Origin of the sequence: Microbacterium oxydans (genome assembly GCF_000956405.1) — a bacterium.
Taxonomy (GTDB): Bacteria; Actinomycetota; Actinomycetes; order Actinomycetales; family Microbacteriaceae; genus Microbacterium; species Microbacterium oxydans_C.
The window spans coordinates 322,706-343,754 of the sequence record NZ_JYIV01000030.1; the positions used below are offsets into that span (position 1 = coordinate 322,706).

Below are 21,049 nucleotides of genomic sequence, written 5' to 3' on the forward strand. Positions count from 1 at the left end.
CGTCCACCGGCGCGCACGCATTTCATCCGGTGAGCAACCCGTAGGCTGGTGGGATGGCGGAGAAGTCCTGGTCTCTTGGTCGTGCACTGCGCGGCATGTTCGTCAAGCCCACCATCGATGAGACGACCTGGGAGGATCTCGAGACGGCGCTCATCACCGCCGATTTCGGTCCGGACATCAGTGAGCGCGTCGTCGATGAGTTGCGTCAGAAGGTCGACCGGTACCGCACCACGGACCCCAAAGACCTTCAGCGGATGCTCCGGGAGACGCTCGAGGAGCATTTCGCGAAGTTCGACACGACGTTGAAGCTCACCGAGCGTCCCGCTGTCGTCCTCGTCGTGGGCGTCAACGGCGTCGGCAAGACCACCACGATCGGGAAGTTCACGAAGTTCCTCCGGGGCTACCAGCGCAGCGTCGTGGTCGGCGCGGCCGACACGTTCCGCGCGGCCGCCGTCGACCAGCTGGCCACGTGGGCACAGCGCGGTGGCGCGGCGATCGTCCGTCCGCAGCAGGAGGGCCAGGACCCCGCATCGGTCGCCTTCCAGACGGTCGAGTACGCGAAGCGCGAAGGCATCGAGATCGCGATCATCGACACGGCCGGCCGTCTCCACACGAAGGGCGGTCTCATGGATGAGCTCTCGAAGGTCAGGCGCGTGATCGAGAAGCAGGCGCCCATCAGCGAGGTGCTGCTCGTGCTCGATGCCACGACCGGTCAGAACGGCGTGATGCAGGCCGAGGCGTTCCTCGAGCACGCCGGAGTCACCGGGCTCGTCCTCACCAAGCTGGACGGATCGGCCAAGGGCGGCTTCGTGCTGGCAGTTCAGGAGCGCACGGGCATCCCGGTCAAGCTGCTCGGACAGGGGGAAGGGATCGATGATCTCACCGGTTTCACCCCTCACGTTTTCGTCCAGTCGTTGGTCGGTTGATGACAGGACTACCGCGGTGAGCACGAGGCTGGTTTCATAGCGTTATGGCGATCGAACACGACTACTTCGGACTCCTGTCCTCGGGCCCGGACGGATCGATCTTCTGGTCGGAGACCGTGGAGCTCGGCGATCAGAGTGTCACCGTCGATCTGACTGCACCGGACCAAGACGACGTGTCCTCCGATGCGCTCGACATCGCCGCCTCGCTCATCGCAGGCCTCGAGAGCGTCGACGGCACGGCGCGTCGGGGCATGCTCGCGGAAGTCGACGACCGCACCAGCGAGGTGACCGAGTACATCCTTCAGCAGCAGGAGGCGTACGGCGACGACCTGCCCGACGTTCTCGTCGACGTGTCGGGAGACGCGGCTGTCGACATCATCCGCTCGCTTCGTCTGATGAGCATGACGATCCTCGCCGACGAGCACGGCGGTTCAGAGCCGTTCGCCGTGCTCGAGTACGCCCTCGACGACAGCTCGACGGATGACGTGCTGCTCGTGAACCTCGGCTCCGACGGCAGCGTGCAGTCCGTGATGAGCGCGGACTAGCAGGCGAGGTCAGACGGCCTGGGCGAACCCGAGGTCGGCACTCTCGGCGATGTGGGAGAGGTGTGCGGGGATCTCGCGCCCCTTCGACGTCATCGACTGCGCCCACAAGCGTCCTGCGCGGTAGGAGGAGCGCACGAGAGGACCGGCGAGGACGCCGAGGAACCCGATTCGCTCGGCCTCTTCCTTGAACTCCACGAACTCCGCCGGCTTGACCCATCGGGAGACCGGATGATGCCGCGGCGTGGGGCGGAGGTACTGCGTGATCGTGATGATGTCGCAGCCGGCGTCGTGCAGGTCGTTGAGCGCCTGCACGACCTCCTCCGGCTCCTCGCCCATGCCGAGGATGAGGTTGGACTTCGTGATGAGCCCGGCATCGCGAGCCTGGGTCAGCACGCTCAGGGAGCGCTCGTAGCGGAATGCGGGTCGGATGCGCTTGAAGATGCGGGGAACGGTCTCCACGTTGTGCGCGAAGACCTCGGGGCGAGCGTCGAAGATCTGGCCGAGGAAGGCCGGGTCGGCATTGTGCTCGTTGGCCAGCAGCTCCACCCCGGTGTTCGGGTTGAGCTCGTGGATCTTCCGTACCGTCTCGGCATTGAGCCAGGCTCCGGTGTCGGGAAGGTCATCGCGGGCGACGCTCGTCACGGTGGCGTACCGGAGGTTCATCCGCTGCACGCTCTCGGCGACGCGGCGTGGCTCATCGGTGTCGTAGTCGGCGGGCTTGCCGGTGTCGATCTGGCAGAAGTCGCAACGCCGGGTGCACTGGGAGCCCCCGATGAGGAAGGTCGCCTCGCGATCCTCCCAGCACTCGTAGATGTTCGGGCAGCCGGCCTCCTGGCAGACCGTGTGGAGGTCTTCGCTCTTCACGAGAGAGTGCAGCGCCGTGTACTCAGGCCCCATCTTCGCCTTGGTCTTGATCCACTCGGGCTTGCGCTCGATCGGCGTCTCGGCGTTGCGGATCTCCAGGCGGAGGAGTTTCCGGCCCTCGGGTGCGGCGGTCATGCGTGGGCTCCAGACAGTTCGGGGGTCGAGTACTCGGTGAGGAAAGCACGGGTCACGGCATCGACGAGGTCTCGGGGTGTGACGGTCGATCCGGTCACCTCGCTCACGGTCGTGACACCTGCATCCGTGATGCCGCACGGGATGATGTCGCGGAAACCGGCCAGGGAGTTGTCGCAGTTGATGGCGAACCCGTGCATCGTGACTCCTTGCTGCACGCGCACCCCGATGGCGGCCACCTTGTCCTCGGAGAGCGGCCGACGCACCCAGACGCCGCTGCGGCCCTCCACCTGGTAGCCGTCGACGCCGAATGGTCGCAGCACGTCGATTAGCAGGCGCTCCAGGCGGCGCACGTGCGCGACGACATCGATGGGCTCGAGGAGGCGGACGATGGGATACCCGACCAGCTGTCCTGGTCCATGCCAGGTGATCTTGCCACCACGATCGACATCGATGACCGGCGTGCCGTCCTGCGGGCGTTCGTGTGGCTCGGTGCGCTTTCCTGCCGTGTAGACCGCCTCGTGCTCGAGAAGGATCAGGGTGTCAGGGCGAGTGCCGGCGACGATATCGGCGTGGATGCGACGTTGCAGCTCCCACCCCTCGACATACGGCACGGGCGTCGGAGCGAACCCAGGGGTGAGGATCTCGAGCATCGCGGAACCGCCTTCGGTGTAGATGGACCGAGGACAACAATACCCCTCACTGGAGAGAGCGGCGTCCTCGACCCACACCTCGCGGTAGCGTGAGTGCATGAGTTCGACGGGGAGAGCCGGGCGCCCGAAGGCATCGTCGCGGGAGACCCTCGCCGAAGCCGCATGTGAGCTCTTCCTGGAGCGTGGATATGCCGCGACCTCGGTGGCGGACATCACTCAGCGAGCCGGGGTGAGCCGTTCGAGTTTCTTCAACTACTTCGCGTCCAAGAGCGACGTGCTGTGGTCGGGTGTCGACGAGCGGATCGGCGATGCCATCGATTCCCTGGGCCGGCTGGAGAAGGCTGCTACGGGCGAATCGGTGCGTGAGACACTGCTGCGGGTCGTGCACGATTTCGCACCGGACCCGCTCGCTCTCGCCCTCCGCAACGCAGGGGCGATGGGGTTGGAAGACGAGCTCGTGCGCGACACCGGTCTGCGGCTCGCGCGTCTGTCCGCGGCCGTGTCGCTGGCGGCCTCCGCCGCGGGCGTCGACGTGATCAGGGCCGACATCCTCGGAGCTGCACACGCCGCTGCGGTGCTGTCCTCGCTGCGCGTGTGGGCAGAGCAGGGGGCAGGGCGGGGGACGCCGGAGACCGTTCTGCGGGAAGCGCTGGCGACGATCCACGACCTGCCCTGGGGCTGAGTCCGCCCGGCGCTGAGCAACTCGGCCTCGCTCGCGTAGAATCAGAGCACCATGGCTACATTTGGCACGCTCTCCGATCGGCTCACCGAGACCTTCCGCAATCTGCGCACGAAGGGAAAGCTCACCGCGGCCGACGTCGACGGCACCGTACGCGAGATCCGTCGGGCCCTGCTCGACGCAGACGTCGCGCTCGTGGTCGTCAAGGAGTTCACGGCGAAGGTGCGTGAGCGCGCCCTGGGCGACGAGGTCAACAAGGCGCTGAACCCGGCGCAGCAGGTCGTGCAGATCGTCAATGAGGAGCTCGTGCAGATCCTCGGTGGCGAACAGCGCCGACTGCAGTTCGCGAAGACGGCGCCGACGGTCATCATGCTCGCCGGCCTCCAGGGCTCGGGCAAGACGACGTTCGCCGGCAAGCTCGCCAAGCAGCTCGAGGGCGAGGGGCACACGCCTCTTCTCGTGGCCGCCGACCTCCAGCGCCCGAATGCGGTCAACCAGCTTCAGGTGGTCGCGGAGCAGGCGGGGGCCACGGTCTTCGCGCCGGAGCCCGGGAACGGCGTCGGTGATCCGGTGAAGGTGTCGCGCGACGGGGTCGAGCATGCCCGCCGGCAGCAGCACGACGTCGTGATCATCGACACCGCAGGACGCCTCGGTGTCGACGCCGAGCTCATGAAGCAGGCTGCAGACATCCGCAAGGCAGTGAACCCTGACGAGGTCCTCTTCGTCATCGACGCGATGATCGGTCAGGACGCCGTGAACACCGCCAAGGCCTTCCAGGAGGGCGTCGACTTCACCGGCGTGGTGCTCTCGAAGCTCGATGGTGATGCCCGCGGTGGAGCTGCCCTCTCGGTGGCCTCTGTGACCGGACGCCCGATCATCTTCGCCTCGACCGGAGAGCGCCTGGAAGACCTCGAGCCGTTCCACCCCGACCGTATGGCGAGTCGCATCCTCGACCTCGGCGACATCCTGACCCTCATCGAGCAGGCCCAGCAGGCCTTCGACGAGGAAGAGGCCATGAAGATGGCCGAGAAGATCGCGACCGAGGCCTTCACCCTCGAGGATTTCCTCGACCAGCTTCAGCAGATGAAGAAGATGGGCTCGATGAAGAAGATGCTCGGGATGCTTCCGGGCATGGGGCAGATGAAGCAGCAGCTCGACGACTTCGATGAGCGCGAGATCGACCGCACCGAGGCGATCATCCGCTCGATGACTCCTGGCGAGCGACGCAACCCCAAGGTTCTGAACGGCTCGCGTCGACTGCGCATCGCCCGCGGTTCCGGCATGACCGTCACAGATGTGAACCAGCTCGTGCAGCGCTTCGAGCAGGCGGCGAAGATGATGAAGACGGTCGCGCGCGGTGGCACGCCGAACATCCCCGGCATGGGACCTGTGCCCGGCATGGGGCGGCCTGGTGCGTCTTCCAAGCGAGGCAAGAAGGGCAAGACCGCGGGAAAGTCCCGCTCGGGAAACCCTGCGAAGCGCGCTGCCGAGAACGCCGGCATCGCCTCCTCCGCCGCTACGCCCACCGGCTCAGGATTCGGGCTCGGGGGCGGTGCTGCTCAGGCTCCGAGCGAGGCCGACCTCGCCGAGATCCAGAAGCTTTTCGGCAAGAGCTGAGCGCGCTCAGCGCGGCGCCGAGAGCACATCGTCGAGCGACTCCTGCGGGCGCCGGTCGGTCTGCGCCTTCGGTCGCGTGACGACCTGCCCCAGCACGAGGGCGCCGAGTGTGAGCACGAATCCGAGCGCCTGCAGAGCGGTGAAACGTTCGCCGGCGACCGCCAGTCCGAGAACCGTCGCGACGATGGGGGACAGGAGCGCGAGGAGTCCAGGCGCGATGACAGGAAGCTGCTGGATGCCGCGGAACCAGAGCGTGTAGGCGACGATCCCCCCGGCGGTCGCGAGCCACAGGTAACCGAGAGCGGCGCCGCCGTCGATCTCCTGCGGTACCCCCTCGGCGAACAGAGTGAGCGGCAGCAGCATCAAACCGCCCGCGCTGAGCTGCCAGCCGGCGTAGGCGACGGGACCGACTCCGGCGGGACGACCCCACCGCTTGGTCAGGATCATGCCTACTCCAGTCGCTGTGACACCGCCGAGCGCAGCGAGAACGCCCCAGAGATCCAGCTCGGCGGCCGGGCCGAGGACGACGAGTGCGACCCCTCCCGCGCCGGCGAGAGCCGCAACGGCCGTGATCGGCCGGATACGCTCGTGCAGGACGAGTGCTCCCAGAGCCAGGACGATGAGTGGCTGCGCTCCGGCGACGGCGGCGGCGACACCGCCGGGAAGCCGCTCCGCGGCGAGGAACAGCAGAGGGAAGAAAGCCGCGATGTTGAGAGCGCCGAGCGCGAAGGACTTCCACCACCAGGAGCCGTGCGGAAGTCGTCGGCTGATGGCGACTGCGAGAAGGCCTGCGGGGAGTGAGCGGAGCAGACCGGCGAACAGAGGGTGCCCCGCGGGCAGCAGCTCGGTGGTCACGAGGTAGGTGGTACCCCAGGCGATGGGTGCCAGCGCGGTGGTCAGCACGAGTGTCACGCGGTTCATGTCTTCAGCTTGCGGGCGCGTGACTGATGAGTCCAACGCATGGTTGCACCGGTTCCCATGAAGCGAGATCATGAATCGTGGAACTTCAGCAACTGCGCTACGTCGTGGAAGTCGCCGACTCCCTGAGCTTCACCCGAGCAGCCGAGCGATGCTTCGTCACCCAATCGGCGTTGAGTCATCAGATCGCGTCGCTCGAACGTGAACTCGGGCGACGCTTGTTCGTCCGCTCCAGTCGCCAGGTGCGGCTCAGCGAGGCGGGTGAGGCTTTCGTCGGTCATGCGCGCGCTGCGCTCCGGGCCGCGGAGCAGGCGAAGGAGGACGCCGCCGCGGTCGATGGCGTCGTGGAGGGCACGCTGCGGATCGGGGTCATCCCGACGGTGACCGCCATCGACGTTCCCGCCGTGCTCGTCGCCTATTGTGCCGCGCACCCGGACGTGCGGGTGGAACTGCAGGTGGGCAACAGCGATGCCCTGATGCGCATGCTCCGACACGATGAGCTCGACGTGGCGCTGCTGGGTCTGCGCGACGGAGTGGATCCCGCCGGCGTCGGGTTCCGTGTGCTCGCGCGCGAGAGCCTCGTCGCCGTTCTCCCCCGGGGGCACGTGCTCGCGCGACGGAGCAGCATCGAGCTGGAGGACATCGCGGGCATGACCTTCGCGGATTTCCCGATGGCGACGTCGGGGCGAGCGCAGAGCGACGCGGCGTTCGCAGCGGCTGGTCTCACACGCGATGTCGCGTTCGAGGCCGACTCCGCATCTCTGCTCCTCGGGCTGGTGGAGTCGGGCTTGGCGGTGACACTGCTGGCACCGGGAGTGGTCGAGCGCTCGGGGTTCGAGGTGGACACCTCGCATGTACGCGGCGGTCCTGTCCGTGTCGAGCATCTGGCCTGGGATGCGGCTGCCCCGCGGAATGTCGCGCGTGCGTTCATCGCCGTCGTCGAGGCTGTGACGTGACCTCGCGCGCCGTGCGCTAGCCTGAGTGCGTTTGAGCCCGCGCCGAAGACGCGCTTCGGCCGGCGATCATCGAGGAGAGCACACGTGGGATTCCTGAGTTTCGGTAAGAAGTCGAAAGACGCGCAACCTGATCCCGACCTCGACGACCTCACCGTGCGCGAAGCCGCCCTCCTGCGCACATTGTTCGCGTCCAAGTGGCCAGCGGCCGAGGGTGCGATCACCATGCACGGCGACTACGCCGAGGGGGAGTCCGGGGCGCAGTACGGCCTGTACAACCTCTCTCGTGCGGTGAAGCTCGAACCCGAGTCGAGCTGGCCTGAAGTCGTGGAGCGCCACATCTCCGGCCTGCTCAGCAGGCAATCCGCACCCCGCGACGAGGATCTCTCCGACGACGAGATCCTCTCGCTGGTGAAAGCGCGTCTCATCCCCTCCGCATACCTGCCGGAGAGCCAGCGCGGATCGTTCACCTATCGCCGCGTGATCGCGAACGGCCTCGAGGTGATCCTGATGCTCGATCATCCCGAGATCACGAGCGCCGTCCCCGACTCGATCGTCGACAGGTTCGATGCTGAGCAGTTGTGGGCGACCGCCCTCACAGCAGTGTCTGCCGAGCCGATCGATGAGATCCACACCCTCGATGTCGGTAACGGGGCGTTCCATGCGATCGCCTCCGAGTCGATGTTCACGGCGAGCCGCGCCCTCGACTTCCCGGCGCTGCTGACGGCCGCCGGCGTCGAGTCCGCACCGCACGGCGTCCTCTTCACCGTACCTTCGCGTCATCACGTGGCATTCCACGTCATCACCGGGCCTGGGGCGATCCACGTCGTGCAGGACCTGCACGGATTCGCCCAGCAGGCGTTCGGGCAGGGAGTCGGAGAGATCGCGACGGACGTCTTCTACTGGAGCGAGTCCGGGTACGAGCAGGTCACGTCGAGCGACGAGAGCGGTCGCGTCGCCATCGACGGCACCGGCGCGTTCTTCGCGGCCATCAACGGATTCTGAGTCCTCCTCGTCGAAGACGAAAGCGGGTCCGGAGCTCATGCTCCGGACCCGCTTCTTTAGTGTGTCAGATCACTTCACGTCGTCGTCGACCCAGTCCATCGACTTCGTGACGGCCTTGCGCCACAGCCGCAGCTGGCGGTCGCGCTCCGCTTCGTCCATGGAGGGCTCCCAACGCTTGTCCTCCTGCCAGTTGGCGGAGAGGTCGTCGAGGCCGTTCCAGAACCCGACGGCGAGGCCGGCTGCGTAGGCTGCACCGAGCGCCGTGGTCTCCGCGACGACCGGACGAACCACCGGGACGCCGAGGACGTCGGCCTGGAACTGCATGAGCGCGTCGTTCGCGACCATGCCACCATCGACCTTGAGCTCGGTCAGATCCACACCGGCGTCCGCATTCACGGCGTCGAGCACGTCGCGCGTCTGGAACGCGACGGCCTCGAGCGCTGCGCGAGCGATGTGGTTCTTGTTCGCGTAGCGGGTCAGGCCCACGATGGCGCCGCGGGCGTCCGGACGCCAGTAGGGGGCGAACAGACCGGAGAAGGCCGGCACGATGTACACGCCGCCGTTGTCCTCGACCTTGTCGGCGAGCTCTTCGACCTCGGGGGCCGAGGAGATGATGCCGAGCTGGTCGCGCAGCCACTGGATCAGCGATCCGGTGACCGCGATAGATCCCTCCAGTGCGTAGTGCGTCGGCTGGTCGCCGAGCTTGTAGCCGACGGTGGTGAGCAGCCCGTTCTTCGAGTGGACGATCTCCTCGCCCGTGTTGAAGATGAGGAAGCAGCCGGTGCCGTAGGTGTTCTTGCTCTCGCCCTTCTGGAAGGCGGCCTGCCCGAACGTCGCGGCCTGCTGGTCACCCAGGATGCCGGCGATCGGGGTCTCGCGAAGCAGCGAAGAGTCCTCCGCCGCACCGTAGACCTCGGACGAGGAGCGGATCTCCGGCATCATCGAGCGCGGCACGCCGAACGCCTCGAGGATGTCGTCACGCCATTCGAGCGTCTCGAGATCCATGAACATCGTGCGCGAGGCGTTCGTGACATCGGTGACGTGCACGCCACCATCGACACCGCCGGTCAGGTTCCAGAGGACCCAGCTGTCGGTCGTGCCGAAGATCAGGTCGCCGGCTTCCGCCTTCTCGCGAGCGCCGTCGACGTTCTCGAGGATCCAGGCGATCTTGGTGCCTGAGAAGTAGGTCGCCAGGGGGAGTCCTACGACCGGCTTGAATCGCTCGACGCCGCCATCTTCAGCGAGACGATCCACGATCGCCTGCGTACGGGTGTCCTGCCACACGATGGCGTTGTAGGCGGGCTTGCCGGTGGTCTTGTCCCAGACCACGGCGGTCTCACGCTGGTTGGTGATGCCGACCGCGGCGATGTCGTGGCGGGTGAGGTCGGCACGGCTCAGGGCGAGACCGATGACTTCCTGGACGTTGCGCCAGATCTCGGAGGCGTCGTGCTCGACCCAGCCGGCCTTGGGCAGGATCTGCTCGTGTTCCTTCTGGCCGGTCGCGATGATGCTGCCCTTCTTGTCGAAGATGATCGCGCGGCTCGAAGTCGTTCCCTGGTCGATGGCGAGGATGTAGTCAGCCATGTTGTTCTCCTTTGAAATCAGGTCGTTCAGGCAAGGTGCAGCAGGACGGGAGCTGCAACGGCGGCGATCGAGCCACCGATCAGCGGACCGACCACCGGGACCCAGGAGTAGGACCAGTCGCTGGAGCCCTTGCCCTTGATCGGGAGGATCGCGTGCGCGATGCGCGGACCGAGGTCACGGGCGGGGTTGATCGCGTATCCGGTCGGTCCACCGAGTGAGGCGCCGATCGCGACGACGAGCAGGGCGACCGGGAGTGCCGTGAGCGGTCCGAGGCCTCCGGGCGTTCCGACCTCGATGTCGCCGTAGTCCGCGAAGGCGAGGATCACGAAGACCAGGACGAACGTGCCGATGACCTCGGTGACCAGGTTCCATCCGTAGGAGCGGATCGCGGGGCCGGTCGAGAAGACGCCCAGCTTGTTGGCGGCCTCCGGCTCCTCATCGAAGTGCTGCTTGTACGCGAGCCACACGACGATCGCACCGATGATCGCGCCGACGAGCTCTGCCGCGGTGGCGACGAGGAACATCGGGAAGTCGATCGTGCCCGAGATCAGCAGGCCGATGCCGACGGCCGGGTTGAGGATCGCACCGGAGTACGCGGAGACGAGCACACCGGCGAAGACCGCGAGACCCCATCCCCAGTTGACCATCAGGAAGCCGCCGCCGAAGCCCTTGTTCTTCGCGAGTGCGACGTTGGCGACGACACCACATCCGAGCAGGACCAGCATCGCTGTTCCTACGAGTTCGGAGAGGAAGTAGAGACCGAGATTCACATCAGCCATGTCTTCTTTGACCTTTCTTGTGTGTCGGGGCCCCTCTGCCCCGACACTTTATGGGAGTTGCACCGCGAGGAGGGCGGCAGTCCGAGACCCCGTCAGCCGCGGGCGCGGGACGGGATATCGAGTCCGTGACGTTCGTTCAACAGTTCGCGGGTCTGTTCGACCTCGGCGTCGTGGCGCGCACGATCCCAGCCGAGCATCGGTGCGAGGGCATCGGCGATCTCATGCAGCACCTCTGCGGTCGCGCCGCCGGTGAATGCGATGCTGGTGCGACGCAGGATGACGTCCTCGAGGCGGGCCACCAGCTCGTTCTGCACCATCCACTCGAGTTCACGTGTGGAGAGGTCACCACCTGCGAGCGGCGCGTCCTCACCCTGCTCGACGAACTCCCAGACCTGAGCAGCGCGGGTGCCGTATCGGGCCAGCAGCTGTTCGGCGCGTGCTCCGGCGCCGGGCAGGTTCTCCTGGAACCAGATGCGCTTGGCCTTCTCGGTGCGCGGGAACTCGCGCCCACCGCCGATCGCCCGGCCCGCTGTCGAGACGGTCCTGGTGCGGCCGATCAGTCCGAGCACCTTGTCGGAGAGGGATTCGCCGAGTGCGCGGAACGTCGTCCACTTGCCGCCGACGAGGCTGACGAGCGGTACCGCGCCCTTCTCGTCGACCTCGACGCGGTAATCGCGCGAGACGAATCCGGGTGCCGTGTCCTCGTGACGGGGCAGCGGACGGATTCCCGAGAACTTGTACACGATCTGCTCGCGCGACACCGGAATGGTGGGGAAGACGTGGTGGATCAGATCGAAGAAGTAGTCGACTTCCTCTTCTGTGCACACCGCGACCTCGCGCGGGTCGGCGTCGATGTCGGTGGTGCCGACGAGGACGCGTCCCTTGAGGGGGTAGATGAGGACGATGCGACCGTCGGAGTGCTCGAAGAAGATCTCGCGCCCACGCGTCGCCTCGAGCAGCTCGCGGTGATCCAGCACGATGTGCGAGCCCTTGGTCCCGCCCATGAACTTCGTGTCGGTGCCGAGCGCATCGTTGGTGAGGTCGGTCCACGGACCGGAGGCGTTCACGACGACATCCGCCTGTACAGCGAACTCGGTTCCGCTCTCGCGGTCACGGAGCACGACCTTATCGCCGTCGCGGGCGATGGCCTCGACGTAGTTGAGCGCGTGCGCGCCGGGGTGGGCCGAGCGTCCGTCCTGCAGCACATCCAGAGCCAGGCGCTCGGGGTCGTGCATGGAGGCGTCGTAGTAGGTGGCGGTGTACTTGATCTTGGGATCGAGCGACGGCAGTTCGGCGAGCGACTTCTTGCGGCCGAGGAAGCGGTGCCGCGGAACCGTGCCACCGTCCCGGGAGAACGTGTCGTAGATCGTCAGACCGATCTTGATGAGGAACGCTCCGCGCTCCTGCGGTTTTCCGCTCTTGTGCGTCAGGAAACGCAGGGGAGCGGAGAGGATGCCCGAGAAGGTCGAGTAGATCGGGATGGTCGTCTGGAGCGGCTTCACGTAGTGCGGTGCGATCTTGAGCAGACCGTTGCGCTCTTCCACCGACTCGCGCACGAGTCGGAACTCGCCGTTCTCGAGGTAGCGGATGCCTCCGTGGATCATGTGGCTCGACGCGGAGGAAGCGCCGGAGGCGAAGTCTCCTCGTTCGACGAGCACGACATCGACGCCCTGCAATGCCAGGTCGCGGAACGTGGAGATCCCGTTGATCCCACCACCGATGACGAGGACGGTCGTGCGTCCGGATTCGCGGACGGCGCGGATCTCCGCGCGCTCCGCCGACGAGTGTGTCGAATCGATCATCGTCGACCCTCTCTTCCTTGCTTGCCACCAGCATCGACCTGTGTGACATCCCGCGCAAGCCCACTGCACATATGTGCAAGGATCGATGATGAGGAGGATGTCATGGCCGGTGCAGGCGCGGAATCTCGCGACAGCAAGCTGATCGCGGCGCTCACCGCGGCACAGCTCTACTACATGCAGGACAAGACCATGGAGGTCATCGCGAAGGAGCTCGGCACCTCGAGATCGTCGGTCTCCCGCCTGCTGAGCTTCGCGCGGGAGAGCGGCCTGGTCGACATCCGCATCAACTCGCCCCTCGAACGGCTCGGGATGCTCGAGCACCGCATCCGAGATCGGCATCGTGTGGCCGCGCACGTCGTGCCCATGCCCGAGATCCTGAGCGAGGTCGAGCGACTCGAACGCGTGGCACTGACGGCGGGTCGTCTGCTGTCGCAGTTCGTCGATTCGAACATGGTCATCGGTGTCGCGTGGGGCTCGACCATCAGCGCTGTGAGTCGTGGGCTCACACAGAAGGAGACCCACAACACGACCTTCGTGCAGCTCAACGGTGCCGGCAACACCCAGACGACGGGTGTCGAGTACTCCAGCGACATCCTGCAGCGGTTCGGCAGCGCCTTCGGTGCCCAGGTCCAGCAGTTCCCGGTCCCTGCCTTCTTCGACGACCCCGCAACCCGGGAGGCGATGTGGCGCGAACGCAGCACGCGTCGTGTGCTCGACCTCCAGGCGAAGATGGACGTCGCGGTGTTCAGTCTCGGCTCCCCGGCCGCCGAGGTGCCCAGTCGCGTCTACGTGGGCGGCTATCTCGGACGTGACGACTACCGCAGCCTCCGCGAGGACCATGCGATCGGTGATGTCGCCACCGTGTTCTTCCGCTCCGACGGGTCATGGCGCGACATCCGCGTGAACGCGCGGGCGACGGGTCCCGGCCTCGATCGACTTCGACGGGTTCCCCGCCGGGTGTGCGTCGTATCGGGCATTCCGAAGCTGGTGAGTCTTCGCGCCGCCCTGGCGGCCGGACTCATCACGGACGTCGTCCTCGACGAGGGGCTCGCACGGCGCCTCGTCGAGGACTGACGCGCATCGTCGCAGGGGACGCCTCGAGAGCTACGGCTCCTCGGTCGACGATTCTGGGCCGGAACGGAACTCCCTGATCAGATGATGCACCACTGCGGAGAGATCGCCGCCCGCGGCATCGGCGACGGCGAGCTGACGCGCGTAGCTGGCACCCCCGTCCAGGATCGTGGCGATGCCGCCGAACTCGCGACCGCACCCGAGCTCCACCGCGGTCGGGGTGAGGGATTCGAGAGTCTCGGACAGGTGCTCGCGCACGGGGCGCTGTGTTCCGGCGGCATCGACGATCGCACGTGCGTCGAGTCCGTAACGTGCTGCTCTCCACTTGTTCTCGCGGTGGAACCAGGCCGGGAGCTCGGGGAGGGTCTTCCCTTCGTCGAGCTGGCGCGAGAAGTCCTCGACCAGGACCTGCACGAGCGCGGCGACCGAGGCGAGCTCGGGCAGTGTCGACAACCCGTCGCAGGCGCGCACCTCGATGGTTCCCCACCGCGGAGCCGGCCGGATGTCCCAGCGCACCTCCGTCGCATCGGCCATCACCCCGGTGCGCACCATGTCGTCGAGGTACGACTCGTACTGCGACCAGTCGTGCAGCGGCCACGGGAGTCCGGCGGTGGGAAGCTGCTGGAACACGAGCGCGCGGTTCGACGCGTAGCCCGTGCGCTCGCCCGCCCAGTAGGGGCTCGACGCGGCGAGCGACTGCAGATGGGGGAGGAAGCCCGCGAGCGCGTTGATGATGGGGAAGACCTTGCGCTGATCCTCGACCCCGACGTGCACGTGGATGCCCCAGATCATCATGTTGCGCCCCCACCACTGAGTACGCTCGATGAGCGTGTGGTACCGCGTCTTGTCGGTGACCTGCTGGTCGTACCACTGCGCGAACGGGTGGCTTCCGGCCGACAGCAGCTCGACACCCGCGGGATCGGTCGCCGACCGCACAGCCGTGATCGCGTTGGCGATGTCGTCGACGGCATGGGCCACCGAGTCTCCGATGCCGCTGGTCACCTCGATCGTGTTGGTGAGGAGCTCACCGGTGACGGTGTGGCGTTCGTCGGCACTTTCGGCCTCGAGCGCCGCGAGCAGTTCGGGTGCGCGCCCGACGAGGTCACCGCTCACCGGGTCGGCGAGCATGATCTCCCATTCGAGACCGACGGTGGACCGGGCCGATGGGGCGAACTCGAGCTTCACCCGCACAGTCTGGCACGCGAGGCGCGCGACACGGCAACGGCCGTTTCGCCACGTTTCGCGCCCGGCCCGCTGATCTGGCAGAATAGAGGGTCGGACGACCTGCTCGACCCTCTATCCAGCAGGAGTCCACACTCATCAGAGCTTCCGCCGGGTGTGCACCCCACTCTCCAGGCGACCGGTTCGTTTCCTTCCACACAATTCAGGAGAATCGTGGCTGTCAAGATTCGTCTCAAGCGCCTGGGCAAGATCCGCGCGCCTTACTACCGCATCGTCGTCGCCGACTCGAAGACCAAGCGTGATGGTCGCGTGATCGAGGAGATCGGCAAGTACCACCCCACCGAGGAGCCCTCGTTCATCGAGGTCGACTCCGAGCGTGCGCAGTACTGGCTGTCCGTCGGCGCGCAGCCGACCGAGCAGGTCGCTGCCATCCTCAAGATCACGGGCGACTGGGGCAAGTTCAAGGGCGACAAGGACGCGAAGTCCACGCTCAAGGTCGCCGAGCCGAAGGTTCCCTTCGAGGTCGACGCATCCAAGAAGTCCGTCGTCAAGCCCAAGGTCGAGAAGAAGGCGGAGGCTCCTGCTGAGGAGGCTCCCGCCGCGGCCGACGCGGAGGCCGCTGAGGCTCCCGCAGCAGACGCAGAGTAATCCGTCGTGCTCGCCGCCGCGCTCGAACACATCGTCAAGGGGATCGTCGATCACCCGGAGGATGTCCGTATCAACGAATCCACTTCGCCGAGAGGCGACCTCCTCGAGGTGCGCGTGCACCCCGACGACCGTGGACGCGTGATCGGGCGCGGCGGCCGCACAGCGAAGGCCCTTCGCACTCTCGTCAGCGCTCTCGCTGACGGTCGTCGGGTCCGCGTCGATGTCGCGGACGACTGACGTGGTGGCGAAGGACCGAAACCAGGGCAAGAACCAGCTGCGGGTCGGGCGTCTCGTCAAGGCGCACGGGCTCAAGGGCGGTCTCAAGCTCGAGCTGTACACGGACAACCCCGAGGGACGTTTCGTCCCCGGTGCCGGTTTCACGTTGCAGGTGCCCGAGGCATCTCCGTGGCACGGCAAGGAGATCACGGTGCGCGAGTACCGGGTGATGAACGGCAACCCTGTCGTCTTCTTCGAGGACGTCGAAGACCGCGACGCGGCAGACAGCCTCGTGCGGGCCATCCTCTGGATCGACCAGGACGCGGATGAGGCCGAGGACGACGCATGGTTCGATCACCAGCTCGTCGGCCTCGAGGTGGTTCGCGACGACACGGTGATCGGTCGAGTCGTGCGGGTGGAGCACTTCCCCGCGCAGGATCTCCTCATCGTCAAGGCAGGCGACGACGAGGTGATGGTGCCCTTCGTCTCTGCCATCGTGCCCACCGTCGACGTGCAGGCAGGGCGCGTGATCGTGACCCCGCCGCCCGGGCTCTTCGAGGAGCTTCCGGAGACCACCGACGCCGAGCCGCAGGCAGGCACGGACGCTCATGCGTCCGAGTGATCGCTGAAACGGTTCCGCCGTGCGCATCGACGTCCTCTCGATCTTCCCGTCGTACTTCGACGGTCTGACGCTCTCCCTGCTCGGAAAGGCCCAGGCGACAGGGATCATCGATCTCCGTGTCCGGGACCTCCGCGACTGGACCTCGGACCGCCATCGCACCGTGGACGACACCCCCTACGGTGGCGGAGCGGGCATGGTCATGAAGCCGGAGCCCTGGGGGCTTGCTCTCGATGAGATCGTCGATGAATCGGCCGCGTCGAGCGCCGGACGTCCCACCATCATCTTCCCGTCACCCGCCGGCGAGGTCTTCACGCAGAAGACCGCGCGCGATCTGGCGACTCGTGAGCACCTCATCTTCGGGTGCGGTCGCTACGAGGGCATCGACGAGCGTGTGTTCGAGTACGCGGCCGAGCGGGGCGAGGTCAGGCTGATCAGCCTCGGCGACTACGTCCTCAACGGGGGAGAGGTCGCCACCATGGCGATGATCGAGGCCATCGGCCGTCTGATCCCGGGAGTCGTCGGCAACCCGGAGAGCCTCGTCGAGGAGTCCCACGAGGATGGGCTGCTCGAGTATCCGTCGTACACGAAGCCCGCATCGTGGCGGGAGCGGGCCGTGCCCGATGTGCTGCTGAGCGGGAATCATGCCGCGATCGCCGCGTGGCGTCGAGAGCAGCAGCTCGAGCGCACCCGATCGCGGCGTCCCGATCTCCTCGGCGACGACGAGTCAGCCTCTTCCTGACCGAACCGCGACCTCGGGCCCAGCCTCTCAGAGCATCCGTTCCGAGCCGCCGTCGATCTCGAAGACCACACCGTGCGGGTGTCGCAGTCCGAGGGCAGTCGGTGCATCCAGCCCTCGCAGCTCCGCACGCAGCATGCGCCCGATCATCTCGTGACTGACGAGGAGAGGGGTGCCGAGCGACACCCATCCGCAACTGGTGAGAGCTTTCCGTGCTCGCGCTCTCGCCTGGGCATAGCTCTCGCCGCCGGGGAACGCCCACCCGTATCGGTTGGCGGCTCGCTCTTCCCTGACCGTGGGGTAGGCCGCGTCGATCTCGTCCCAAGTCAGACCCGCGAGCTCGCCGTGGTCGAGCTCGGCAAGCTCCGGCACCTCGACCACGTCGGCGCCGAGGCGGTCCGCGACGATCGTCGACGTGTGCACCGCCCTGCCCAGCGGGCTGGAGCACACAGTGTGAACACCGACATCTGTCAGACGGTCCGCGATCGCATGCGCTTGCGCCACGCCCTCCGGGGTGAGGGGAGAATCGAGTCGTCCCTGCAGACGATGCTCGAGGTTCCATCGGGTCTGTCCGTGCCGGGCGAGGAGAACTCTCTCCGGCACATGTCGATCCTGCGGAATCATGGACTCAGGATGGCACACCGGCCCGCCGATCGCGCCTGGGTGCTGAGCCGACCCGACGATCGGCCGGGTCGCGCGTCAGTCGACGCCGAGGAACGACCGGTCGGTCAGGATGATCGGACCCTGCTCCGTGATCGCGATGGTGTGCTCGGAGTGTGCACCGCGGGAGCCGTCCGCGCTGCGCAGAGTCCACCCGTCGGGGTCTGTGACGAGCTCGTCGGTCGTGGCGAGAAGCCAGGGCTCCAGGGCGAGGACGAGGCCGGCGCGCAGGGGGAAGCCACGACCGGGGCGACCGTCGTTGGGGACGTGGGGGTCGCCGTGCATCGTGCGGCCGACGCCGTGGCCGCCGAAGTCGGTGTTGATCGAGTAGCCCTCGCCATGGGCGATCGCGGCGACGGCTGCGGAGATGTCCCCGATGCGGTTCCCGACGGTGGCGGCGTCGATCGCCGCGGTCAGCGCACGCTCGGTCGTGTCGATGAGTCGGAGATCCTCTTCGCGCGCTGTTCCGACGACGAAGGAGACCGCGGAGTCTGCGACCCAGCCGTCGACCGCGACAGCGAAGTCGAGGGTGACGAGGTCTCCGTCTCGAAGTGTGTAGTCGTGCGGAAGGCCATGCAGCACGGCGTCGTTCACGGAGGTGCAGATGACCTTCCCGAACGGGCTCGCTCCGAACGAGGGGTGGTAGTCGATGTAGCACGACTCGGCGCCGGCGCGACGGATCATGTCGTGCGCCCGCCGATCGATCGAGAGCAGGTTGGTTCCGACTTTCGTCTCGTCACGCAGCGTCGCCAGCGTTTCGGCGACGAACCGCCCGGCGGCGCGCATCTCTTCGATCTCGGCGGGGGTGCGCAGTTCGATCATCGGTTGTCCTCTCGTCCCTCCCATTCTCCCTGATCGTGAGGGTGCGGACGCCCGAGCGCTCTCAGCGAACACAGGAGCGCGCGTCGGGTCGTCGTCGTACGATCTCAACATGTGGTTGCGACAGGCCTACTTCCGCTGGCTTCTCCCGGCGGCGTTCCTGCTGCCGCTCTGGCTGCTGATCGGGTGGGGTGTCTTCCAGGGCGGGTGGTCGATCCTGTGGGTGCTGCTCATCGCGATGCCCTCGGTGTTCCTGGGGCAGCTGCTGCTCACCCTTCTCACGAGGTCCCGTCCGTCCGTCCGCATCGAACGCGCGGTCTCCTGGTGGGACGTCGTCGGATTCACCGTCTGGAATGGTCTCACGATCGCGGTCGGGTTCTTCATCGACGGGGCGTTCCCGTGGCTGCTCACGGCCGCGATCGTCGCCGGGATCGGACTGATCTGGCTACAGCTGTGGCAGCTGTGGAATGAGGCGAGAGGAAGCGGGGCGCGGCTGCGCGAGACCATCACCTGGTCCACGATTCCGACCATGGACGAGCCATCGGTCCCAACGCGTGCCCCCGAGGTGATCGTGGTGCGGGAGACCGACTCCCGGGACTGAGACCGCGTTTTGGCCCGCCGCTGCATCCATGGCAGAATGGTTGTTTGTGCTGTGACCGGCTCTGCCACAGGGGAGCCCGCGGACGCGTCAGCTCCGTACAGCTCAACCCTTTTCTTGTTCCTTTGAATACATGCATGCGACCTGTGGCGGGTGCAGAGAGAGACGATCATGCAGATCCTCGACGCCGTCGACGCGGCTTCCCTCCGTTCGGACATTCCGGACTTCTTCCCCGGTGACACCGTCAAGGTGCACGTCAACATCACCGAGGGCAACCGTTCTCGTATCCAGGTCTTCCAGGGCGTCGTCATCGGCCGCCAGGGCGACAGCGTCCGCGAGACCTTCACCGTCCGCAAGATCAGCTTCCAGGTCGGCGTCGAGCGTACCTTCCCGGTCCACTCGCCGGTGATCGACCACATCGAGGTCGTCACCCGCGGTGACGTGCGTCGCGCGAAGCTCTACTACCTCCGCCAGCTGCGTGGCAAGAAGGCGAAGATCAAGGAGAAGCGCGACCGCTGAGTCGTCGCCACTCCGAAGCACCCCGGGACACGATGTCCCGGGGTGCTTTGTTCTCCCCTCGATGTGCGAACCTATATAGCGTCGCTGCACGCCGGCGCATGATCGTGAAGGAACCAGATGACTGCATCCCCGTCCGCGCCCACGTCCAGACGACGCCGCGGGTTCCTGGTCTTCCTCCGAGACGTGCTGGTGATCGTCGTGATCGCCGCGCTGGTGTCCTTCGTCGTGAAGACCTTCGTCGTCCGTTCCTTCTACATCCCCTCCGCGTCGATGGAGCGCACGTTGCTGGTCAACGACCGGATCCTCGTCGATGAGCTCACTCCGCGCTGGACCGACTACGAACGCGGAGACGTCGTCGTCTTCAAGGATCCGGGCGGGTGGCTGGACGGACAGCCGCAGACGCCCGCGCAGCCACCTCTGGTCGAGGCCGTCGACTGGGTGCTGAACTTCGTGGGCATCTCCGCGACCGATTCGCAGGATCACCTCGTCAAACGCGTGATCGGTCTTCCCGGCGACCACGTGGTCTGCTGCAACGCGCTCGGACAGATCACGATCAACGGCGCACCCATCGACGAGCTCAGCTACCTGAATCTCCCCCAGGGCGACACCGCCGCATCGAACGAGCCGTTCGACGTCGTCGTTCCGGAGGATTCCGTGTGGCTGCTGGGCGACAACCGGGACCGCTCGCGCGACGCCCGTGCGCACCAGGATCTGCCCAGCGGCGGCTTCGTCCCGATGGAGAACATCGTGGGCAAGGCGTTCCTCACGACCTGGCCGCTGAATCGACTGGGACCGATCGACGGACACCACGAGATCTTCAACGGCGTTCCGGATCCGGAATGACCGTCGTCGCGCCGAAGCTCACCCTCGAACGCCGACTCCTCGGCGAGTGCGAGCTGATCATCTCCCTGGATGAGGTCGGTCGTGGCGCGCTCGCGGGGCCGGTGGCAGTGGGTGCGGCCGTGATGGATGCCGCCGGAGCGCGCCGTCGTGTGCCGGAGGGGCTGCGCGACTCGAAACTCGTGACGGAGAAACGCAGGCCGGACGTGGCGGCTCGCGCAGCCGCCTGGGTGCAGGCGTCGGCGGTCGGCTGGGCGAGTGCGGCGGAGGTCGACGAGGTCGGCATCATGCGGGCGCTCGGACTCGCGGCGTCTCGCGCGGTCCTGGCCGTCGCCGCGCAGGGCGCTGTGCTCGACGGCGCTCTGATCCTGCTCGACGGAAACCACGACTACGTGTCGAAGGTGCACCCGACTCCGCTGAACGTGCGCCCCGTGGTCAAAGCGGACCGCGATTGTGCCTCTGTCTCTGCGGCCTCCGTGATCGCCAAGGTGGCGCGTGACGGCTACATGGCAGAGCTTCATGAGGCGCATCCGGCGTATCAATGGAATCGCAACAAGGGCTACGCCAGCCTCGAGCATCGCGATGCCATCCGGACGGTCGGACTGTCCCCGCACCACAGAGCGTCATGGACCATAGCGGACGCGCCCACGCTGTTCTGACCGAGACGTCGCACGGGCGCCC

Annotated in this window: 24 protein-coding genes; 15 read left to right on the top strand and 9 right to left on the bottom strand. The window is 66.7% G+C overall.

Translation table 11 applies throughout. The annotated features are described in order from the left end of the window. The first annotated feature begins 53 nt into the window (after positions 1-53). Both ftsY and RN51_RS16900 read left to right on the top strand, forming a co-directional pair. Positions 54-926 (top strand): signal recognition particle-docking protein FtsY, encoded by an 873-nt coding sequence (gene ftsY / locus RN51_RS16895; RefSeq protein ID WP_045265192.1) that lies wholly within the window; start codon positions 54-56, stop codon positions 924-926. Positions 927-970: 44 nt separating this feature from the next. Beyond that, complete coding sequence (locus tag RN51_RS16900) at positions 971-1,471, top strand: DUF2004 domain-containing protein (RefSeq protein ID WP_045265193.1); 501 nt, start codon at positions 971-973, stop codon at positions 1,469-1,471. Positions 1,472-1,480: 9 nt separating this feature from the next. Here RN51_RS16900 and lipA read toward each other — a convergent pair whose 3' ends face one another. After that, entirely contained in the window at positions 1,481-2,470 is a 990-nt protein-coding gene (gene lipA, locus RN51_RS16905; RefSeq protein ID WP_045265194.1) for a lipoyl synthase, read from the bottom strand. After that, the gene (lipB, locus tag RN51_RS16910; protein ID WP_045265382.1) at positions 2,467-3,120 is read right to left on the bottom strand and encodes a lipoyl(octanoyl) transferase LipB; all 654 of its coding nucleotides are present in this window, start codon (positions 3,118-3,120) and stop codon (positions 2,467-2,469) included. Before lipB ends, lipA begins: the two co-directional genes overlap by 4 nt. A 97-nt stretch (positions 3,121-3,217) precedes the next feature. On the opposite strand from lipB, the gene RN51_RS16915 reads away from it, so the two are divergent. Both RN51_RS16915 and ffh read left to right on the top strand, forming a co-directional pair. After that, on the top strand, positions 3,218-3,802 hold the full coding sequence (locus RN51_RS16915) for a TetR/AcrR family transcriptional regulator (protein WP_045265195.1): 585 nt from the start codon (positions 3,218-3,220) through the stop codon (positions 3,800-3,802). Positions 3,803-3,853: 51 nt separating this feature from the next. Beyond that, on the top strand, positions 3,854-5,416 hold the full coding sequence (ffh, locus tag RN51_RS16920; RefSeq protein WP_045265196.1) for a signal recognition particle protein: 1,563 nt from the start codon (positions 3,854-3,856) through the stop codon (positions 5,414-5,416). Between the two features lie 6 nt (positions 5,417-5,422). Here ffh and RN51_RS16925 read toward each other — a convergent pair whose 3' ends face one another. Further along, positions 5,423-6,337: an EamA family transporter gene (locus tag RN51_RS16925; RefSeq protein WP_045265197.1), complete on the bottom strand. Its 915-nt coding sequence runs from the start codon at positions 6,335-6,337 to the stop codon at positions 5,423-5,425. 77 nt (positions 6,338-6,414) lie between these two features. On the opposite strand from RN51_RS16925, the gene RN51_RS16930 reads away from it, so the two are divergent. Continuing rightward, positions 6,415-7,290, top strand: coding sequence for a LysR family transcriptional regulator (locus RN51_RS16930; RefSeq protein ID WP_045265198.1), 876 nt, complete (start codon positions 6,415-6,417; stop codon positions 7,288-7,290). 84 nt (positions 7,291-7,374) lie between these two features. Further along, entirely contained in the window at positions 7,375-8,292 is a 918-nt protein-coding gene (locus RN51_RS16935) for a hypothetical protein (RefSeq protein ID WP_045265199.1), read from the top strand. Between the two features lie 69 nt (positions 8,293-8,361). Here the strand turns inward: RN51_RS16935 and glpK are convergent, their stop codons facing one another. The 3 genes from glpK to RN51_RS16950 all read right to left on the bottom strand — a co-directional run bounded on the left by glpK (position 8,362) and on the right by RN51_RS16950 (position 12,457). Next, positions 8,362-9,876: a glycerol kinase GlpK gene (gene glpK, locus RN51_RS16940; protein WP_045265200.1), complete on the bottom strand. Its 1,515-nt coding sequence runs from the start codon at positions 9,874-9,876 to the stop codon at positions 8,362-8,364. 26 nt (positions 9,877-9,902) lie between these two features. Beyond that, positions 9,903-10,655: an MIP/aquaporin family protein gene (locus tag RN51_RS16945; RefSeq protein WP_045265201.1), complete on the bottom strand. Its 753-nt coding sequence runs from the start codon at positions 10,653-10,655 to the stop codon at positions 9,903-9,905. A gap of 92 nt (positions 10,656-10,747) precedes the next feature. Beyond that, positions 10,748-12,457 (bottom strand): glycerol-3-phosphate dehydrogenase/oxidase, encoded by a 1,710-nt coding sequence (locus RN51_RS16950; RefSeq protein ID WP_045265202.1) that lies wholly within the window; start codon positions 12,455-12,457, stop codon positions 10,748-10,750. Positions 12,458-12,559: 102 nt separating this feature from the next. Here RN51_RS16950 and RN51_RS16955 point away from each other — a divergent pair, with 102 nt between their 5' ends. Further along, entirely contained in the window at positions 12,560-13,531 is a 972-nt protein-coding gene (locus tag RN51_RS16955) for a sugar-binding transcriptional regulator (protein WP_045265203.1), read from the top strand. Between the two features lie 30 nt (positions 13,532-13,561). Here the strand turns inward: RN51_RS16955 and RN51_RS16960 are convergent, their stop codons facing one another. Further along, a complete protein-coding gene (locus tag RN51_RS16960; protein WP_045265204.1) occupies positions 13,562-14,713 on the bottom strand; it encodes a glutamate--cysteine ligase in 1,152 nt (383 codons plus the stop codon). Between the two features lie 210 nt (positions 14,714-14,923). Here RN51_RS16960 and rpsP point away from each other — a divergent pair, with 210 nt between their 5' ends. Genes rpsP through trmD form a run of 4 tightly spaced genes read left to right on the top strand, consistent with a single transcriptional unit; the run spans position 14,924 to position 16,935 of the window. Next, complete coding sequence (gene rpsP, locus RN51_RS16965; protein ID WP_045265205.1) at positions 14,924-15,358, top strand: 30S ribosomal protein S16; 435 nt, start codon at positions 14,924-14,926, stop codon at positions 15,356-15,358. Positions 15,359-15,364: 6 nt separating this feature from the next. After that, complete coding sequence (locus RN51_RS16970; protein ID WP_017830729.1) at positions 15,365-15,595, top strand: RNA-binding protein; 231 nt, start codon at positions 15,365-15,367, stop codon at positions 15,593-15,595. Then, the gene (rimM, locus tag RN51_RS16975) at positions 15,579-16,196 is read left to right on the top strand and encodes a ribosome maturation factor RimM (protein ID WP_045265206.1); all 618 of its coding nucleotides are present in this window, start codon (positions 15,579-15,581) and stop codon (positions 16,194-16,196) included. Before RN51_RS16970 ends, rimM begins: the two co-directional genes overlap by 17 nt. Before the next feature lie 19 nt (positions 16,197-16,215). Then, positions 16,216-16,935 carry a tRNA (guanosine(37)-N1)-methyltransferase TrmD gene (gene trmD / locus RN51_RS16980; protein WP_045265207.1) on the top strand — a complete coding sequence of 240 codons (720 nt, stop codon included), beginning with the start codon at positions 16,216-16,218 and terminating at the stop codon, positions 16,933-16,935. 27 nt (positions 16,936-16,962) lie between these two features. Here the strand turns inward: trmD and RN51_RS16985 are convergent, their stop codons facing one another. Beyond that, complete coding sequence (locus RN51_RS16985; protein ID WP_045265208.1) at positions 16,963-17,556, bottom strand: histidine phosphatase family protein; 594 nt, start codon at positions 17,554-17,556, stop codon at positions 16,963-16,965. 75 nt (positions 17,557-17,631) lie between these two features. Then, positions 17,632-18,414 carry a type I methionyl aminopeptidase gene (gene map / locus RN51_RS16990; protein WP_045265209.1) on the bottom strand — a complete coding sequence of 261 codons (783 nt, stop codon included), beginning with the start codon at positions 18,412-18,414 and terminating at the stop codon, positions 17,632-17,634. 109 nt (positions 18,415-18,523) lie between these two features. Here map and RN51_RS16995 point away from each other — a divergent pair, with 109 nt between their 5' ends. From RN51_RS16995 to RN51_RS17010, 4 genes are all read left to right on the top strand, one after another. After that, a complete protein-coding gene (locus tag RN51_RS16995; RefSeq protein WP_045265210.1) occupies positions 18,524-19,012 on the top strand; it encodes a hypothetical protein in 489 nt (162 codons plus the stop codon). Between the two features lie 168 nt (positions 19,013-19,180). After that, positions 19,181-19,528, top strand: coding sequence for a 50S ribosomal protein L19 (gene rplS / locus RN51_RS17000; RefSeq protein WP_045265383.1), 348 nt, complete (start codon positions 19,181-19,183; stop codon positions 19,526-19,528). Positions 19,529-19,645: 117 nt separating this feature from the next. Then, on the top strand, positions 19,646-20,371 hold the full coding sequence (gene lepB / locus RN51_RS17005; RefSeq protein ID WP_045265211.1) for a signal peptidase I: 726 nt from the start codon (positions 19,646-19,648) through the stop codon (positions 20,369-20,371). Beyond that, a complete protein-coding gene (locus tag RN51_RS17010; protein WP_045265212.1) occupies positions 20,368-21,027 on the top strand; it encodes a ribonuclease HII in 660 nt (219 codons plus the stop codon). The genes lepB and RN51_RS17010 overlap by 4 nt, the downstream gene beginning before the upstream one ends. Positions 21,028-21,049: the final 22 nt, after the last annotated feature.

What these genes read in the sequence shown, in the direction of transcription:
- ftsY (WP_045265192.1), top strand. Translation starts at nt 54, where the DNA reads ATGGCGGAGAAGTCCTGGTCTCTTGGTCGTGCACTGCGCGGCATGTTC.
- RN51_RS16900 (WP_045265193.1), top strand. Translation starts at nt 971, where the DNA reads ATGGCGATCGAACACGACTACTTCGGACTCCTGTCCTCGGGCCCGGAC.
- lipA (WP_045265194.1), bottom strand. Translation starts at nt 2,470, where the DNA reads ATGACCGCCGCACCCGAGGGCCGGAAACTCCTCCGCCTGGAGATCCGC.
- lipB (WP_045265382.1), bottom strand. Translation starts at nt 3,120, where the DNA reads ATGCTCGAGATCCTCACCCCTGGGTTCGCTCCGACGCCCGTGCCGTAT.
- RN51_RS16915 (WP_045265195.1), top strand. Translation starts at nt 3,218, where the DNA reads ATGAGTTCGACGGGGAGAGCCGGGCGCCCGAAGGCATCGTCGCGGGAG.
- ffh (WP_045265196.1), top strand. Translation starts at nt 3,854, where the DNA reads ATGGCTACATTTGGCACGCTCTCCGATCGGCTCACCGAGACCTTCCGC.
- RN51_RS16925 (WP_045265197.1), bottom strand. Translation starts at nt 6,337, where the DNA reads ATGAACCGCGTGACACTCGTGCTGACCACCGCGCTGGCACCCATCGCC.
- glpK (WP_045265200.1), bottom strand. Translation starts at nt 9,876, where the DNA reads ATGGCTGACTACATCCTCGCCATCGACCAGGGAACGACTTCGAGCCGC.
- RN51_RS16945 (WP_045265201.1), bottom strand. Translation starts at nt 10,655, where the DNA reads ATGGCTGATGTGAATCTCGGTCTCTACTTCCTCTCCGAACTCGTAGGA.
- RN51_RS16950 (WP_045265202.1), bottom strand. Translation starts at nt 12,457, where the DNA reads ATGATCGATTCGACACACTCGTCGGCGGAGCGCGCGGAGATCCGCGCC.
- RN51_RS16955 (WP_045265203.1), top strand. Translation starts at nt 12,560, where the DNA reads ATGGCCGGTGCAGGCGCGGAATCTCGCGACAGCAAGCTGATCGCGGCG.
- rimM (WP_045265206.1), top strand. Translation starts at nt 15,579, where the DNA reads ATGTCGCGGACGACTGACGTGGTGGCGAAGGACCGAAACCAGGGCAAG.
- RN51_RS16985 (WP_045265208.1), bottom strand. Translation starts at nt 17,556, where the DNA reads ATGATTCCGCAGGATCGACATGTGCCGGAGAGAGTTCTCCTCGCCCGG.
- map (WP_045265209.1), bottom strand. Translation starts at nt 18,414, where the DNA reads ATGATCGAACTGCGCACCCCCGCCGAGATCGAAGAGATGCGCGCCGCC.
- RN51_RS16995 (WP_045265210.1), top strand. Translation starts at nt 18,524, where the DNA reads ATGTGGTTGCGACAGGCCTACTTCCGCTGGCTTCTCCCGGCGGCGTTC.
- rplS (WP_045265383.1), top strand. Translation starts at nt 19,181, where the DNA reads ATGCAGATCCTCGACGCCGTCGACGCGGCTTCCCTCCGTTCGGACATT.
- lepB (WP_045265211.1), top strand. Translation starts at nt 19,646, where the DNA reads ATGACTGCATCCCCGTCCGCGCCCACGTCCAGACGACGCCGCGGGTTC.
- RN51_RS17010 (WP_045265212.1), top strand. Translation starts at nt 20,368, where the DNA reads ATGACCGTCGTCGCGCCGAAGCTCACCCTCGAACGCCGACTCCTCGGC.